This is a genomic window from Roseomonas sp. CCTCC AB2023176 (assembly GCF_042259275.1).
GTDB lineage: Bacteria > Pseudomonadota > Alphaproteobacteria > Acetobacterales > Acetobacteraceae > Roseomonas.
Map to the genome: position 1 here is coordinate 1889011 of NZ_CP170086.1, position 15082 is coordinate 1904092.

The following is a 15082-nucleotide window of genomic DNA, read 5'->3' on the forward strand; positions in this document are numbered from 1 at the left end:
CGATCTCGCGTCAGATTGAGTCTAGGTTGGCGTAAAAGTCTTGAATTCTGGTTCCCAGGCCGAGCCCGGGAGTTTCTTGAGAAAAGCGATCTCGGACATTCCTTATCCGCGCTAAATTTAGCAACTGTCTGTAGTGTCTCCTCGCCCAACTCAATCTGACGTCATTTGGCGTGAACTGGTCTCTATCGTAAGCTGCGGCCTGCAAGCTAGTGGTGTGCCATGATATCACGCGCCCAGAGTATTCAGCGTAATACTCGCGCAGCTTCTCTTCTCGCTCACGGGCGAAGTAACGGGCTCTATCCTGCGCCTCCACTGGTAGGTCTGCATCGACGTAAGCGAGCCTTGCAATAGCCAAGCTCGATGCAAAATCGTTCCTTGCGTCATCTGCGTACATGAGTCGAGTATACTGCTTGACAAAAGTCCCATCGTAGATAACTGAGATGGGGCTAAAACTGCCAGCCGCGTACTCGGGAAGGACCCAACTTTCGGATCTAGTACTCATCTGTCTATACTTTGCCGCAAATCGATCAGACAGACGCGTGTACGTCGGTGGGAGCGGGTCCAGGCGGGCTTCGCGCATGAATCTGGAAATAATCGTGTGCTGCATTATATGAGCTAAGTCATTTATCGCCAGCACACTGTTTGTATCGACCACGTCGAACATGCGGTAGAGGATTGAAGCTGACGCGCTTAGTGAGTACCTCGTGAACCACTCACGCGCCAGATCACCAAGCCTCCCCCGTACAATAGCGTCACCCAACGCAGGTTGATACGAAGCTTCCTTAACTGCTTGGCAGAAAAGATCGACCCAGTATTTTGAATGGTTGACTTGATTCAGATCAGGATTATCCAGAGCAATTTCGAGCTTGGTCGTGGCTGCGACAACCTCGCTTCTGCCGGCCCGAGCAATTTCGGCGGTTTCTAGCAGATTAGCAATTAAGGCCTCACTCGCTCCACTGGACCTGAGATCATTCATTGAATTCGATACGTTTGACGCGCGAACTACCAGTGTTCGCCCTTCCGTGTAGACGACGATGGGCGCTTCACTTCCTATCTTGTACGGTTCCTGAACGACTTCTGCGGGAAGATCAAAGTCCAGACGATACCCGTACTCGTTGAGAAATTGAAGGAATGCCGTAATTAGCAGTCGATTATCCGACTGCGCCATGTACATGTAATTGGAATGACTTTTCGTGAACACTGGCAACGATAGTTCTTCACGCTTCCGCGTGAGGCGCATACCTGCCTTTAGCCAGTAATCCTCGCTCATGGAGTGGCCCACTCTTCAGAAATTTCAACAACCTTGCTGTATATTTCCGAGAAGTAGCCCTCTACGTTGAGTGGCCACATTCGATACCGTTTTACATTGCAAGCGAATGCCTCGAAGTACGCACGAACGTCATCATCGTCGAAATACGCTTGTGGTATCACCACACCCAGCAACTGACCCAAACCGAGAGGTATTTCGTGCGCCACCTGCACTTCAATTGATCGATTTCGGTCGTCAAATCTATCGCTGTAGGTTTCATGAAGCAGCCTACCAAGTGCGCTGATCGCTGCATGACGCGGCGTGAGGCTGTATTCGCTTATAAGGGTTTCGACCGACTTAGCTCGCCCAGACAGATAAGATGACTGGTTGCCGAAGAAGGTTGAGACGAGCTTCGTAATACTTTCTTGACCATCCGTAAGCTCAAAATCGCTCAATTGGAAACGCCGCATATAAGACGGGTAAAGTTGACTTACAAAGGCTCCGCTATCAAACGGAAAGACGCGCCGAATTTTTGCGGATTCAATTGGTTTGAAGACAAAAGCGACAGGAAGCTGATGCAGTGACGCCTCTCCCGTAGCCTTCCATTTGTATGATGGCCGCCCGGCGAAGAAATATAGCAGTGATTCGCCGGCAAAGACATTACAAGGTCTGGGAAGCAATTTTCCTTCGTTGATGATGCTGTAAAGATGAACACCTTCGGTGGTGTGAATTTGACATGGTGCGGAGTTCGTACCCACGGGTAGTCCGCTTATGAACGAGCCGAGGGACTGCACCTGCTCTCTCCATGCTCTATGCAATAAATTGAAAATTATGAAAATATACTACGACGGATCTGGCAGGCTTGTACATTCGACACTCTGAATCTGTTTCGTTCGGTAGCCATCTAGACCGGAAGACTTAGTCGGCTTGTAGAAGTTCGATGCGTTGCTTTGCGGCGGCCATCCGTAAACTCCGGTCCCGCGTTGCCAACGGTAACCCGCGTCGCTGTGCTAACTCCAGATATGCCGCGTCACATGTAGAGAGCGCATGTCATTGCGCTAAGCTCAGCGTCGCGCCCCACGCCTGCTCAGCCATCTCGCCATCCAGAGTAATGGGCAACTCGCGCAAGAAGCCCACCAACTCCGCCCGCAGCGCCGAATCCAACCGCTTCTGCCGCTCCGCAACCAGTAGCCCGTTCATCGCCTCCAACGGCCAGATCAGCGGCGCAACCGCCCCCGTCTCGGCCACCCGGTCCAGCAACGCCATCACCGCCGGCGTCGGCTCATCCGCGAAGCACCACGCCAGCGCGACCGAGTTGTCGAGGACGAAGCTCAAGACCTTCCCTCGTCCACCAGATCCTTGATGCGCAGGCCACCGAGCGTCGCCCGCGCGCCCGCCCGCCGCAGCCCCTCCGCCGCCCGCTGCGCCTTCTCCCGGTCGAAGGTCGGCCCCACCGGCACCAGCTTCGCGATTGGCACGCCCCGCCGCGTGATCGTCACCTCGACCCCACGCGCGACCTCATCCAGCAGCGCGCTCAGCCGGTTCTTCGCATCGAACGTCGCGACTTCAATGCTCCACCTGTCTAGCTACCTAGCCATAATCGCTACCACGCCAGCTGCCCCCACCCGAAGCGCTTTCTAAAAAATCCTTGCATCATGCCTATAATCCTAGTACATGTGGCTGCTGCTGACCGAGGAGCCCGCCACATGACCGCACGGACCTCGGCCTTCACCCCGCCCCGCCCCTGGGCGCCGATGAGCGACGCCGAATGGGGTGCCCTCTGGCCTTACGTCTGGCGTCGTGCGCCCCAGGGCCGTCAGGTCGGCGACCTGCGGGCGCGAATGGACGCGATCTTCCACATGGCCTGCCGCGGCTACGGGGTGCCATGGCGCGAGATGCCGGAAGTATACGGGAAGCCGGACACGGTGAGCCGGTTCTTTCGGCGGGTGACCCACAAGCGGCTGTGGCACGCGTTGCTGGAAAGCCTCGCTTGGCCCGAACTCTCGCCGGACCACCCGCTGCGTCGGATTGAGCATTTCATCGTCCGCGCGTGCCGCCGTGCGGCCCGCCTCGGCGGCCTGCGCCTTCTGTTCCTCATCAAGCGCGTCGGCCTGCAATCCGCCCTTCCCGGCCCCTACTGGCTCCTCCCCGACCAGCTTTTGTCCGAAGCCGTGCGGAAGATGGGAATGGCCTTCGCCAACGACTGGCAACAACGCCCCGACGAACGCCACCGCGCCTGGCGCGCCCGCCTCCGCGACACGATCATCACTCTCAAGCGCCTCCACCGCATGGCAGCCGGCCGCCGCTACATCCACCCGTCGCTCCGCCGGAACTGGCCGTGACGCCCCCGCCTTGCCCCCCGCCCCACCCTGCGGCACACCCCCGCCCCGCACACCCCGCGCGTCGCCCATGACGCGCGGCCTCGTCTCCCAACCGCAGGACCCAGCCACACCATGCGCGTCAAGGACGTGAAGAAGGTCGTCCTCGCCTATTCCGGCGGCCTCGATACCTCCGTCATCCTCAAGTGGCTCCAGACCACTTATGGGGCGGAGGTCGTGACCTTCACCGCCGACCTCGGCCAGGGCGAGGAACTCGGCCCCGCCCGCGACAAGGCCCGCCTCCTGGGTATCCGCGACGAAAACATCTTCATGGACGACGTGCGGGAAGAATTCGTCCGCGACTTCGTCTTCCCCATGTTCCGCATGAACGCGCTCTACGAAGGCTGCTACCTCCTCGGCACCTCCATCGCCCGCCCCCTCATCGCCAAGCGCCAGATCGAGATCGCCGAACAGGTCGGCGCCGATGCGGTCGCGCATGGCGCGACGGGCAAGGGCAACGACCAGGTGCGGTTCGAGCTCTCCTATTACGCCCTCAAGCCCGACGTGAAGGTCATCGCCCCCTGGCGCGAATGGGACCTCACCTCCCGCACCCGCCTCATCCAGTTCGCCGAGGAACACCAGATCCCCATCGCGAAGGACAAGCGCGGCGAAGCCCCCTTCTCCGTGGACGCCAACCTCCTGCACAGCAGCAGCGAAGGAAAGGTCCTCGAAGACCCCTGGGTCGCGGCGGATGAGGTGGTGTGGCAGCGCACCATCTCCCCCATGAACGCCCCGGACAAGCCGACCGAGATCACCGTCTCCTTCGAACGCGGCGACGCCGTCGCCATCAACAACGAACGCCTCTCCCCCGCGACGCTCCTCACCCGCCTCAACGCCCTCGGCAAGGAAAACGGCATCGGCCGCCTCGACCTCGTCGAGAACCGCTTCGTCGGCATGAAGTCCCGCGGCGCCTACGAAACCCCCGGCGGCACCATCCTCTACACCGCCCACCGCGCCATCGAATCCATCACGCTCGACCGCGAAGCTGCCCACCTCAAGGACAGCCTGATGCCCCGCTACGCCGAGCTGATCTACAACGGCTTCTGGTTCGCCCCCGAACGCCGCATGATCCAGGCCATGGCCGACGCGTCGCAGGCCTCCGTCACCGGTGACGTCCGCCTCACCCTCTACAAGGGCAACGTCATCGTCACGGGACGCCAGTCCCCCAACAGCCTCTACAGCATGAAGGTCGTGACGTTCGAGGAAGACCAGGGCGCCTACGACCAGTTCGACGCGCAAGGCTTCATCAAGCTCAACGCCCTCCGCCTCCGCCTCGGCGCGATGGCAGGACGCCGGGGCGGTGCCCTCTAGGGGCCGCCCGCCCGCGCGCGCCGGTGCCTCAGTTCGGCACCGGCACGCATTGCTGGCTGCCGTCCGGCGCCGTCCGCATCCACATGGACGGGTTGCGCGACTGCCAGGTCAGGTCGCCGTTCGGCCCGTAGCAGACCTGCAATCCCTCGAAGCTCGTCATCATGTCCGGCGGCACGTCGGTGGGGCTCTCGCACTGCGTCTCCGTCGCCGCGACGAGGTAGCAGCCCACCCGCTTCGCCATCTCCGAGCAGAACAGGTTGCCGTCCCGCTCCGGCGTCGCCCCGATATGCGCGACGAGGCAGTTCGGCAGCCAGATCTTCTCGATCTTCCCCTTCCAGGGATCGAGCTTCACCAGGTCCGCTCGCCCGATGCCCCGCCCCACCTGAAGGTAGGCCTCGTTCCCATGCCCCGACAGGACGAGGTGCTTGAGCTTCCCGCCCGTCGCACGGGACGCCACGTACGCCACCCACTCCACCATGTGCTCGACGGTTTCGTCGGTGGAGATGTCCCAGGTGTTCTCCATCTGGAAGCGGCGCTTGAAGGTCCTCCCCCCGACCGTCGCCGACACCCGGGGATCGTTCAGCGCCGTGTTGGGCCGTTCGAGGCGGAACATCGCTTCTCCCTCCATGATCCATGCAGCCGCGATTCATGTGGCCGCACCGGCCGCGTGAGCCCGGAACGTGCGCCCGCCGCGTCCCCCGCCACACCGCCCATCCTGTCGCGTCGGTCGCGCGGTCCATGCTGACCGTCCCCGCATCCGCCCCGCACCAGCACGCCCTGCGCGCCCGCCTGCGCACCCTCTACCGCTCCGCCGCCCCCGGCGCCGTCCGCTTCCGCTACGCCCTCCTCGCCCTCGACACCGCCTCGGTCGCCTGGATCGTCGCGACCTCCTTCCTCACCCCCGGCTGGTTCGTCTGGACCGTGGACATCGCCCTCGGCGCCGTCCTCCTCGCCGAATTCGCCGCCCGCTTCGCCGCGACGCCCCGCCCCCTGCGCGAAGCCGTGCGCCTCGTCTCACTCGCCGACCTCGTCGCGATCCTGTCCCTGCTGCTGGCCCCGATCCTCCCCCACTCCGCCGCCTTCCTCCGCGCCCTGCGCCTCCTGCGCCTGGCCCGCTCCCCCCGCGTCCTCGCCCAACTCCGCGCCGACCTCCCCGGCTTCCGCCGGAACGAGGAAGCGCTCGTCGCCGCCACCGACCTCGCCACCTTCCTCTTCGTCATGACAGCCGCCGTCTACGAATCGCAGCACCTGCTCAACGGCGCGATCAAGAACTACGGCGACGCGCTCTACTTCACCGTCACCGCCCTCACGACGACGGGCTTCGGCGACATCACCCCGCGCGACACCTTCGGCCGGCTGCTGACGGTCGTCATCATGCTCGCCGGCGTCACGCTCTTCCTGCGCCTCGCCCAGGCCCTCTTCCGCCCGGCGAAGGTGCGCTTCCCCTGCCCCACCTGCGCCCTCCAGCGCCACGACGCCGACGCGGTGCACTGCAAGGCCTGCGGCACTGTCCTCAACATCCCGGACGAGGGCGATGGCTAGGCGGCTACAGCTCCGCCTCGATCTGCTCCTGCGTCATGAACGGAAACCGCGCCCACAGCGTGCTTCTGAGGTCGTCGCGGATCGCATGGATCCACTGCGGGATCTTCCGCGGCGGCGCCAGCGTGAACCCCACCTCCCCACCCCCGCTCGGATAGACCCGCACCGTCGGGTTCCGCGTCGAATGCCCGGGCAGCGAATGCCCGTAGACCTTCAGCCCGTAGGACCACCACCCCCGCAGGTTCTCGGAGATGCGATACGCGATCCCGCCCGGCTCCGCGCAGGAACAGGCGTAGAGCACGACCTTGCAGTCCACCGCCCCCAGCCGATCCACCGCATCGGTGAAGGACGCGATGGAATCCGCGTACCACCCGCAGGTCTCCAGCCCCTGCTTCGTGCCGTGCCCGAAGTAGCAGATGGCGTCGTAGCCGGCGCTCCCGCTGTCGCCGGCATACATCGCGTCGAGGATCTGCTGCTGCACCCGCGCCGCCCCGAGCCCCGCCCCGTTGTTGAAGAAGCACGTCGTGACCGTGCCCGTCGTCCCGTAGAAGCGCTGCCAGTCGCGCATCGCCGGGTGGAAGGCGCCCGTCGCGTCGTTGTGGTCGTGGTTCGGGCGGGTATCGTTGTTCATGGGCCCGAAGATGAAGCTGCGGCCGACGACGGGCAGATCGGGCATGGCGCGTTCTCTCGTAGGAAGAGTGAACGTTACGCACGCTGTCCCGCCATCCGCCACCGCCGCGTGCCCTGCGCGCGGGAACGTCATGCAGGCGTGGCACTTCTCCCACGCGGTGGGACCCGCCTAGTCTGCCGCGCCATGTACGTCCCCCCGGCCTTCCGCGAAGACGACCCGGACATCCTCCGCGCCCTCATCGCGCAGGCCCGCCTCGCCCTCCTCGTCAGCAACGGGGAAGGCGGCACCCCCGACCTCACCCCCCTCCCGCTCCTGCTGGACGGCGACGTCCTCATCGGCCACCTCGCCCGCGCCAACCCGCACGCCGTCGCCCTGCGCGGCGCCGGCCGCGCCCGCGCCGTCTTCCTCGGCGTGGAGGCCTACGTCTCCCCCGCCTTCTACCCGGCGAAGCAGGAACACGGCCGCGTCGTCCCCACCTGGAACTACGAGGTCATCACCGCCGAGGGCCCCGTCGAAATCCTCGACGACCACGAAGCGCTCCGCGCCTTCGTCACCCGCCTGACGGACCACCACGAGGCCCCGCGCCCCGACCCCTGGGCCGTCACGGACGCCCCGCCCGCCTTCACCGACGCCCAACTGAAGGGCATCGTCGGCCTCCGCCTCACGGTCGAGCGCCTGACGGGCAAGCGGAAGCTCTCCCAGAACCGCAGCGCCGCCGACGTCGCCGGCGTCGTCGCAGGCCTCTCCGCCTCCCTGGACCCCCGCGACCAGGCCGCCGCCGCCGCCATGTCCCGCCCTGCCCGAATCCCGGCCAACCCCGAGACCTCCGCATGACCGCCCGTATCGGCATCCTCGGCATCACCGGCCGCATGGGCCGCCTCCTGCGGGAGGAAGTGGAAGCGGCCGGCGCCAGCCTTGCCGGCGGAACCTCCCGCCGCGGCGAGGACTGGCCCTCCGACCCCGCCGCCCTCGCCCGCACCGCCGACGTCCTCGTGGACTTCACCCATGCCGAGGCCGCGATCCCCCACGCCCACGCCGCCGCGGATGCGGGCGTTCCCCTCGTCCTCGGCACCTCCGGCCTGTCCCTCGATCAGGAATCCGCCCTGCGTGACGCCGCGTCCCGCACCGCCATCATCTACGCCGCGAACTTCGCCCCCGGCGTGAACCTCCTCTTCGCCCTGGCCGAGCGCATGGCCGCCGCCCTGCCGCCCGAAGCCTACGACGCCGAGATCGTCGAGATGCACCACCGCCAGAAGGTGGACGCCCCCTCCGGCACGGCCGTGGGCCTCGGCCGCGCCGTCGCGAAGGGCCGCGGCACGACGCTCGAGGAGGCGGGACGCGAGTCCGGTCGCGACGGCCATTCCGGCCCCCGCAAGACCGGCGCCATCGGCTTCGCCGCGCTGCGCGGCGGCCAGGTCGTCGGCGAGCACACCCTCCTCTTCGCCGGCGGCTCGGAACACATCGCCCTGACCCACCGCGCCTTCGATCGCCGCGTCTTCGCGACCGGCGCCATCCGCGCCGCGCTCTGGGCCATCGGCAGGCCGCCCGGCCTCTACGACATGAAGCACGTGCTGGGCATGGCGTGACGCCAGGGCCCGTGGGCGACGGCGCGGCCCGCTTCGCCGCCCGCTTCCCCCGCGCCTTCCACGTCACCGATCGCGCGAACCTGCCGGGCATCGCGCGGGACGGTCTCCTCTCCGCCGAAGCCCTCGCCGCCCTCTACGCCGTCCCCGACGCCGACCGCCTGCTGTCGGAGAACCGCGGCCGAGGCCACTTCGTCCACCTGTCCCGCGACGGCCTCCCGGGCGCCACGCTGCGCGACCAATGGATGCCCGACGAACCCCTGACAGCCTGCCTGCGCGGCGCCTACGCCGGCCGCCCCGATTGGTGGCGCTGCCTGATCAACGCCCACGTCTTCCTCTGGCTGTCCGAGCCCCAAGCCCGCCGCCTCGCCGCCGTGAACCGCGCACGGGATCAGGTCGTGCTCGCCTTCGAAACCGCCCCGCTGCTCGCCGCGACGGCGGGGCGCGCCTTCACCACCCCGATCAACACGGGCATCGCGACCGGCCGCTACGGCCGCCCCGGATCGCCGCGCGACGAGACGACCTTCCACCCCGTCGCCGAAACGCCTCGCCCCGACCGCCGGACCCTGAAGGAACTGGCCATCCGCGGCGGCACGGGCCCCGGCCTGCCCCATGCCGTGCTCGACCCCTGACCGGTCATGCCGGCCTGCCTTGGTCCTGAGCCGTTTCGTGCTGCGCCCGCCGTCCCGGCAGGAGGGCGGTCCGGACCGGATGGATCGCTGCCGGATGGATCGCTGCCGGATGGATCGCTGACGGTGTTATGCGCGAATGCGAGCATCCGCGCAGGGGTCCGGGAAGCAGAGCCTCCCGAAGTCACCCGTACGATACCAACCGGATTCACGACCGGCACACCCCTCGACGGGCCGGCGCACCCGGCGCCCCTCCCGCGGGCGGGCCTCAGGCCGCCTCGCTCTCCGCCCGCCGCGCGTGGCGCTTGCGCTCGTGCGGATCGAGGTACCGCTTGCGGAGCCGGATCGCGGAGGGCGTCACCTCCACCAGCTCGTCGTCCTCGATGTAGGCGATCGCCTGTTCCAGCGACATGCGGCGCGGCGGGATCAGCAGCAGCGCGTCATCCTTGCCGGCGGCGCGGATGTTCGTGAGCTTCTTCTCCTTGATCGGGTTCACTTCCAGGTCGTTGTCCCGGGAGTGCTCGCCGAGGATCATGCCCACATAGACCTTCACGCCGGGGTCCACGAAGAGCGCGCCGCGCTCCTGCAGGTAGAACAGCGCGTACTGCACCGCCTCCCCATCGGAGTTGGAGATGAGGCTGCCGTTACGCCGCCCCTCGATCGGCCCGGCCCAGGGCTGGTAGCCCAGGAACAGCCGCGTCAGCATCCCCGTGCCCCGCGTGTCCGTCATGAACTCGCCGTGGTAGCCGATGAGGCCGCGCGACGGGATGTGGAAGGTCAGCCGCACCTTGCCGCCGCCGGACGGACGCATGTCCTGCATCACGCCCTTCCGCTGCGACATCTTCTCGACGACGACGCCGGAGAAGCCCTCGTCCACGTCGATGACCGCTTCCTCGAAGGGCTCCTCGCGCTCGCCCGTCTCCGGGCTGTCGCGGGTCAGGACGCGCGGGCGGCCGATCGTCAGCTCGAAGCCCTCGCGCCGCATCTGCTCGATCAGCACGCCCAGCTGGAGCTCGCCGCGGCCGGCGACTTCGAAGCTGTCGGCCTCCTGGCTGTCGGTCACCTTGATCGCGACGTTGCCCTCCGTCTCCTTGTAGAGCCGGTCGCGGATCTGGCGGGACGTGACCTTCTTGCCCTCGCGGCCGCCGAGCGGGCCGTCATTGATGCGGAAGGTCATGGCCAGCGTCGGCGGGTCCACGGGGATGGCGTGCAGCGGCTCCATCACCTCGGGCGCCGCGATCGTGTCGGGGATCGTGGCATCCGCCAGGCCCGCGATCGCGATGATGTCGCCGGCCCGCACCTCCTCCACCGGAACCCGCTCCAGGCCCGAGAAGGTCATGAGCTTGGTCAGGCGGCCGGATTCGACGACGCTCCCATCCTGCCGCAGGACGCGCACCGGCATGTTCAGGCGGCCCACGCCCTGCTCCACCCGCCCCGTGAGGATGCGGCCGAGGAAGTTGTCGCTCTCCAGGATCGACGCGTTCATCGCGAAGGGCTTGTCCAGGTCCACCTTCGGCCCCGGCACGTGCGAGAGGATGAGGTCGAACATGGGCGACAGGTCGCGGCGGGCCCCTTCCAGCTCCGGATCCGCCCAGCCCTGACGGCCCGAGGCGTAGAGGATCGGGAAGTCCAACTGCTCATCCGTGGCGCCAAGGGCGGCGAAGAGGTCGAAGCACTCGTTCAGCACCTCGTCCGGGCGCGCGTCCTGCCGGTCCACCTTGTTGATGACGACGATGGGACGCAGTCCGCGCGCCAGCGCCTTCGTCAGCACGAACTTCGTCTGCGGCAACGGCCCCTCGGCGGCATCGCAGAGGACGACCGCGCCATCCACCATGGACAGGATGCGCTCGACCTCGCCGCCGAAATCGGCGTGGCCCGGGGTGTCCACGATGTTGATCTTCGTGCCCTTCCAGGCAACTGCGGTGGACTTGGCGAGGATGGTGATGCCCCGCTCGCGCTCCAGGTCGTTGCGGTCCATCGCGCGTTCGGCCACGTGCTGGTTGGCGCGGAAGGCGCCGGCCTGCTTCAACAGGTTGTCCACCAGCGTGGTCTTGCCGTGGTCGACGTGCGCGATGATCGCCACGTTGCGGATGTCAGTCGTCATCGGAACCGTATCGCCGTTCGCCGCGACCCGACGCGGGTCAAGCCGATGCGCCGGCGACGCCCCCGGTCGGGGCGGCCCGTCACGCGCATCGGCCTATCGGCTTGTTGCGGCGCACATAGCGACTCGCGCGCCGGATTGCGAGTGCGAACCGCCTCAGCCCGCCTCCTCCCGCCCGAGCCTCCGCAACAGCCGGAAGTGCGACCGGACCAGGTCCCAGGGCCGCATGGCCCGGTACGGCAGCCCGTGCCGGGCCGCGACGGCCGCGATCACGGGCGTCACCGTCCGGTAATGGATATGGCTCAGGTTCGGAAACAGGTGGTGTGCCACGTGGCAATTCGCCCCGCCCGACAGGAAGGCGGCGATGCGGCTCCCCGGGCTCCAGTCCACCGAGGTCCGGACGGCGTGCGCGGCCCAGTCCCCGGGAAGCGCCCCGTCCTGCCCGAGCACGGGGAACTCTGCCTCCTCGGCGAAATGCGTCCCGATCAGCAGCATGACGAAGGCCAGCGACGCCGCCGCGCTGGAGACCAGGGCGCCCAGGACGACCTGCCACCACGGCTGATCCACGACCGTGAGGGGAATCACCAGCGTGACGGCCAGGAAGATCGCCTTGCCCAGGACGAAGGCAGCGATCCGTCCCGGCGGGTGCCGGATGTCCCGCAGGTCCGCCAGTTCCCGCTTCCGCAAATATGCCACGTCCCCGAAGAAGGTCGTGTGCAGCCCCACGAGCGCGTAGGCCAGGGGCGCGTAGAGATGCTGCCAGCGCTGCCAGGGCCGCAGCGGATGGTGCGGCGACAGGCGCAGCACCGGGTTCTCGTCAATGTCGATGTCGCAGCCCGCGGCATTGGGGAAGACATGGTGCGACCGCACGTGCCGCAGCCGCCACAGCGACGCGTCGCAGCCCACCAGCGCGAAGGTCAGGTGCTGCGCCAAGCGGTTCACCCAGCGCTGGCGGCTCAGCACATCGTGCGCGGCGTCGTGCCCGATATTGATCGCCAAAAGCAGCGTCGCGATGCCCCAGACCGCCGCGGCGGCCAGGCAGGCCCAGGCCGGCAGCACCCCGGCTAGCAGGGCCGCATAGGCGGCGATCGCCACGGCGCACAGGACGACCCCCTTCAACCAGAGCCGGCCATCCGCGAGCCGGCTGTCCCCCCGGGCCGCCAACACCGCCGCGACCTCTCGCCGGACCTCCTTCAGGAAGGGGGTTGCCGCGGGATGGGCGAAGTGGATGGGGATCTGGGCTACACTCATCGCGACCGTCCTGAACAACGTTCAGAACGCACTCAAGCCGATTCCTGAACACCGTTCAAGGCGGAAATGAACACCGTTCAGAAAACCGCGCCCCGCCCCGGCCGCTCCGCGCAGCGCGACGCCGTGCTGGCCGCCGCGACACAGATCCTGGAGGCCGAGGGCTGGCGAGCCATCACCGCCCGCCGCCTCGCGGAGGCGGCCGGCTGCTCGCTCGGCCAGATCTACAACCTGTTCCCGGGGACCGAGGCCGTGCTCCAGGCCCTCAACCTCGAAACTCTTCGCGCCCTCGATGCGGCGCTCGCGGGCACCCGTCCCGAGCGGCCCCTCGCTGCCCTCGCCCGCGCCTACCTCAATTTCACCATCGCCCACCGCCCACGCTGGGCCGCCGTCCTCGAGGTCTCGGGTGCCGGCGACGCCGAACTGGACGCCGCCGTCACGGCGCTCGTCGCTCGCCTCGATGCGGCGCTCGCACCGCTCTGCCCGGACCCGGATCGACGGCGCCGGCATGCCGCGACCCTCTGGACCGCGCTCGAGGGCATCGTCGGCCTCGCGAGCAGCGGCAACGCCGCCCGCCTGACGGATGCGGATCCCTCGACCCTCGCCGAAACCCTCGTCACCACCTACGAGGCCGGCCTGCGCCGGTCCGGCGCGTAACGGGATCAGCCCCGCCGGTCCGCCAGGGGCCGCGCGCCCGGCCGAGGGACGACCTCGTCAGCGCCCTCGTCGCGGCGGAGGAGGAGGGCGACCGGCTCAGCGCGGACGAACTGCTCTCGACCCTCGCGCTGCTGCTGACCGCGGGGCACGAGACGACCGTGAACCTCATCGGCAACGGCACGCTCGCGCTGTTCCACGACCCCGCGGCGATGCGGCGGCTGCGCGAGGAACCCGGCCTGATGGCCGGCGCCGTCGAGGAACTGCTGCGCTTCTCCGGCCCCGTCGAGACCTCCACGAACCGGTACGCGCGCGAGGCGATGGAGATCGCGGGAACGCCGATCCCCGCCGGCACCGTCGTGCTCGGCGTCATCGCTTCGGCCAACCGGGACCCGGCGCAGCTCGCGGATCCGGACCGGCTCGACCTCGGCCGCGCGCCGAACCGGCACCTGACCTTTGGCCAGGGCGGGCGCTACTGCGTCGGCGCGCCCCTCGCGCGGCTAAAGGGGGCGGTCGCCTTCACCGCCCTGCTGCGGCGCTTTCCATATCTGCGTCGAGCGCGGCCCGACGAGCCGCCGGCCTGGCGACCGGGCCTCGTCTTCCGCGGGCTGGATCGGCTGCCCGTCGCCGTGGACTGACGCGACGGGCAGCGCCGCGCCCGCCAAGGGGACGATCCGCCTTCGCGGCGTGGAAGGCGCCGCCGCGCGCCAGAACTACGCCGCGACTAGTTCCCGCAGGTCCGCCACGGGACGCGCGCCGACGTGGCCGATGACCTCTGCCGCTGCCACGCTTCCCCACCGCCCGCGCTCCGCCAGGGGCAGCCCGCGGACATGCGCCGCCAGGAACCCGGCCGCGTAGGCGTCACCCGCCCCCGTCGTGTCCACGACCCGCGTCGGCTCCGCCCGGACCGCGACGACATGTTCGCCCTTGATCACGAGGCTGCCGTGCTCGCTCCGCGTCAGGGCGGCCAGGGGCACTGCCTTCCCGAGCGCCCGGGCCGCCTCCCGCACGTCCGACACCTCGAACAGCGACAGCGCCTCGGCCTCGTTCGCGAAGACGATGTCGCAGGACCCCAGCAGGTCCCGGAAGGCCTCCCGGTGCCGCCCCACGCAGAACGGGTCGGACAGGCTCAGCGCCACCTGCCGTCCCGCCGCCCGCGCGATCGCCGCCGCGCGCCGGAAGGCCGCCTGCGCCGCCGGCGGGTCGAACAGGTAGCCCTCCAGGTAGGTCACCGCCGCCGATTCCACCGCCGCCTGCTCGACGTCGCCCTCCCCGAAGGCCACGCAGGCGCCGAGGAAGGTGTTCATCGTCCGCTGCCCGTCCGGCGTGACGAGGATGACGGAGGTCGCCGTCGGCGCGTATCCCGGTTCCCCGGCCTGCAGCCGCGCGGTGGGGAAGTGCACCCCCACCCGTTGCATGTCCGACGCGAAGTCATGCCCCAGTTGGTCCTCCGCGACCTTCCCGAGGAACCCCGCCCGCGCGCCGAGCATCGCCGCCGCGACGCAGGTATTGGCCGCCGACCCGCCCCCGCTCCGCACCGTGTGCCCCGGCAGCGCCGCCAGGATGTCCGCCGACCGGGCCCGGTCCACGAGCGCCATGGTGCCCTTGGCCATGCCGAGCCGCTGCACCAGCGCCTCGTCCACCTCCGCGATCACGTCCACGATCGCGTTGCCGATCCCCAGCACGTCCAGCGCCGCGTTGCCTGCTGCCATCATGACCCCTGCGGCGCTCACGCCGACGCTGTCCGTTTCGCCGGACG

The 15082-nt window shown here is 67.9% G+C and carries 16 protein-coding genes and 1 pseudogene; 8 read left to right on the forward strand and 9 right to left on the reverse strand.

The window, feature by feature from the left end; genetic code table 11:
• Positions 1 to 10: 10 nt before the first annotated feature.
• The 4 genes from ACE7GA_RS09440 to ACE7GA_RS09455 all read right to left on the reverse strand — a co-directional run bounded on the left by ACE7GA_RS09440 (position 11) and on the right by ACE7GA_RS09455 (position 2820).
• On the reverse strand, positions 11 to 1270 hold the full coding sequence (locus tag ACE7GA_RS09440; protein ID WP_376098791.1) for a hypothetical protein: 1260 nt from the start codon (positions 1268 to 1270) through the stop codon (positions 11 to 13).
• A complete protein-coding gene (locus tag ACE7GA_RS09445) occupies positions 1267 to 2007 on the reverse strand; it encodes a hypothetical protein (RefSeq protein WP_376098793.1) in 741 nt (246 codons plus the stop codon). Before ACE7GA_RS09445 ends, ACE7GA_RS09440 begins: the two co-directional genes overlap by 4 nt.
• Before the next feature lie 292 nt (positions 2008 to 2299).
• The gene (locus tag ACE7GA_RS09450) at positions 2300 to 2584 is read right to left on the reverse strand and encodes a type II toxin-antitoxin system VapC family toxin (protein ID WP_376098795.1); all 285 of its coding nucleotides are present in this window, start codon (positions 2582 to 2584) and stop codon (positions 2300 to 2302) included.
• The gene (locus ACE7GA_RS09455) at positions 2581 to 2820 is read right to left on the reverse strand and encodes a type II toxin-antitoxin system Phd/YefM family antitoxin (protein WP_376100185.1); all 240 of its coding nucleotides are present in this window, start codon (positions 2818 to 2820) and stop codon (positions 2581 to 2583) included. Before ACE7GA_RS09455 ends, ACE7GA_RS09450 begins: the two co-directional genes overlap by 4 nt.
• A gap of 135 nt (positions 2821 to 2955) precedes the next feature.
• On the opposite strand from ACE7GA_RS09455, the gene ACE7GA_RS09460 reads away from it, so the two are divergent.
• The gene (locus ACE7GA_RS09460; protein WP_376098797.1) at positions 2956 to 3591 is read left to right on the forward strand and encodes a transposase; all 636 of its coding nucleotides are present in this window, start codon (positions 2956 to 2958) and stop codon (positions 3589 to 3591) included.
• A 111-nt stretch (positions 3592 to 3702) separates the two neighbouring features.
• On the forward strand, positions 3703 to 4938 hold the full coding sequence (locus tag ACE7GA_RS09465; RefSeq protein ID WP_376098799.1) for an argininosuccinate synthase: 1236 nt from the start codon (positions 3703 to 3705) through the stop codon (positions 4936 to 4938).
• A 28-nt stretch (positions 4939 to 4966) separates the two neighbouring features.
• On the opposite strand, the gene ACE7GA_RS09470 is transcribed toward ACE7GA_RS09465, so the two are convergent.
• Positions 4967 to 5551 (reverse strand): hypothetical protein, encoded by a 585-nt coding sequence (locus tag ACE7GA_RS09470; RefSeq protein ID WP_376098801.1) that lies wholly within the window; start codon positions 5549 to 5551, stop codon positions 4967 to 4969.
• Between the two features lie 125 nt (positions 5552 to 5676).
• Here ACE7GA_RS09470 and ACE7GA_RS09475 point away from each other — a divergent pair, with 125 nt between their 5' ends.
• Entirely contained in the window at positions 5677 to 6480 is an 804-nt protein-coding gene (locus ACE7GA_RS09475) for a potassium channel family protein (protein WP_376098803.1), read from the forward strand.
• A gap of 4 nt (positions 6481 to 6484) precedes the next feature.
• Here ACE7GA_RS09475 and ACE7GA_RS09480 read toward each other — a convergent pair whose 3' ends face one another.
• Entirely contained in the window at positions 6485 to 7153 is a 669-nt protein-coding gene (locus ACE7GA_RS09480; protein ID WP_376098805.1) for a hypothetical protein, read from the reverse strand.
• Positions 7154 to 7291: 138 nt separating this feature from the next.
• On the opposite strand from ACE7GA_RS09480, the gene ACE7GA_RS09485 reads away from it, so the two are divergent.
• Genes ACE7GA_RS09485 through ACE7GA_RS09495 form a run of 3 tightly spaced genes read left to right on the forward strand, consistent with a single transcriptional unit; the run spans position 7292 to position 9323 of the window.
• Complete coding sequence (locus ACE7GA_RS09485) at positions 7292 to 7942, forward strand: FMN-binding negative transcriptional regulator (protein ID WP_376098807.1); 651 nt, start codon at positions 7292 to 7294, stop codon at positions 7940 to 7942.
• Entirely contained in the window at positions 7939 to 8694 is a 756-nt protein-coding gene (gene dapB / locus ACE7GA_RS09490; RefSeq protein WP_376098809.1) for a 4-hydroxy-tetrahydrodipicolinate reductase, read from the forward strand. Before ACE7GA_RS09485 ends, dapB begins: the two co-directional genes overlap by 4 nt.
• 11 nt (positions 8695 to 8705) lie before the next feature.
• Positions 8706 to 9323, forward strand: a complete 618-nt coding sequence (locus tag ACE7GA_RS09495) for a DUF7002 family protein (RefSeq protein ID WP_376098811.1) — start codon at positions 8706 to 8708, stop codon at positions 9321 to 9323.
• Between the two features lie 265 nt (positions 9324 to 9588).
• Here the strand turns inward: ACE7GA_RS09495 and typA are convergent, their stop codons facing one another.
• Together typA and ACE7GA_RS09505 are read right to left on the reverse strand one after the other, a co-directional pair.
• Positions 9589 to 11424, reverse strand: coding sequence for a translational GTPase TypA (gene typA, locus ACE7GA_RS09500; protein ID WP_376098813.1), 1836 nt, complete (start codon positions 11422 to 11424; stop codon positions 9589 to 9591).
• 153 nt (positions 11425 to 11577) lie between these two features.
• Entirely contained in the window at positions 11578 to 12672 is a 1095-nt protein-coding gene (locus ACE7GA_RS09505; RefSeq protein ID WP_376098815.1) for an acyl-CoA desaturase, read from the reverse strand.
• Positions 12673 to 12738: 66 nt separating this feature from the next.
• Between ACE7GA_RS09505 and ACE7GA_RS09510 the strand changes: the two genes are divergently transcribed.
• Both ACE7GA_RS09510 and ACE7GA_RS09515 read left to right on the forward strand, forming a co-directional pair.
• Entirely contained in the window at positions 12739 to 13326 is a 588-nt protein-coding gene (locus ACE7GA_RS09510) for a TetR/AcrR family transcriptional regulator (protein WP_376098817.1), read from the forward strand.
• Between the two features lie 53 nt (positions 13327 to 13379).
• A pseudogene (locus ACE7GA_RS09515) lies at positions 13380 to 13961 on the forward strand (cytochrome P450); the annotation flags it as partial.
• Between the two features lie 75 nt (positions 13962 to 14036).
• Here ACE7GA_RS09515 and ACE7GA_RS09520 read toward each other — a convergent pair.
• Complete coding sequence (locus ACE7GA_RS09520; protein WP_376100187.1) at positions 14037 to 15038, reverse strand: adenosine kinase; 1002 nt, start codon at positions 15036 to 15038, stop codon at positions 14037 to 14039.
• Positions 15039 to 15082 lie beyond the last annotated feature (44 nt).

Coding starts and splice junctions, on each gene's coding strand:
- ACE7GA_RS09440 (WP_376098791.1), bottom strand. CDS start 1,270: ATGAGCGAGGATTACTGGCTAAAGGCAGGTATGCGCCTCACGCGGAAG.
- ACE7GA_RS09460 (WP_376098797.1), top strand. CDS start 2,956: ATGACCGCACGGACCTCGGCCTTCACCCCGCCCCGCCCCTGGGCGCCG.
- ACE7GA_RS09465 (WP_376098799.1), top strand. CDS start 3,703: ATGCGCGTCAAGGACGTGAAGAAGGTCGTCCTCGCCTATTCCGGCGGC.
- ACE7GA_RS09470 (WP_376098801.1), bottom strand. CDS start 5,551: ATGTTCCGCCTCGAACGGCCCAACACGGCGCTGAACGATCCCCGGGTG.
- ACE7GA_RS09475 (WP_376098803.1), top strand. CDS start 5,677: ATGCTGACCGTCCCCGCATCCGCCCCGCACCAGCACGCCCTGCGCGCC.
- ACE7GA_RS09480 (WP_376098805.1), bottom strand. CDS start 7,153: ATGCCCGATCTGCCCGTCGTCGGCCGCAGCTTCATCTTCGGGCCCATG.
- ACE7GA_RS09485 (WP_376098807.1), top strand. CDS start 7,292: ATGTACGTCCCCCCGGCCTTCCGCGAAGACGACCCGGACATCCTCCGC.
- dapB (WP_376098809.1), top strand. CDS start 7,939: ATGACCGCCCGTATCGGCATCCTCGGCATCACCGGCCGCATGGGCCGC.
- typA (WP_376098813.1), bottom strand. CDS start 11,424: ATGACGACTGACATCCGCAACGTGGCGATCATCGCGCACGTCGACCAC.
- ACE7GA_RS09505 (WP_376098815.1), bottom strand. CDS start 12,672: ATGAGTGTAGCCCAGATCCCCATCCACTTCGCCCATCCCGCGGCAACC.
- ACE7GA_RS09510 (WP_376098817.1), top strand. CDS start 12,739: ATGAACACCGTTCAGAAAACCGCGCCCCGCCCCGGCCGCTCCGCGCAG.
- ACE7GA_RS09520 (WP_376100187.1), bottom strand. CDS start 15,038: ATGATGGCAGCAGGCAACGCGGCGCTGGACGTGCTGGGGATCGGCAAC.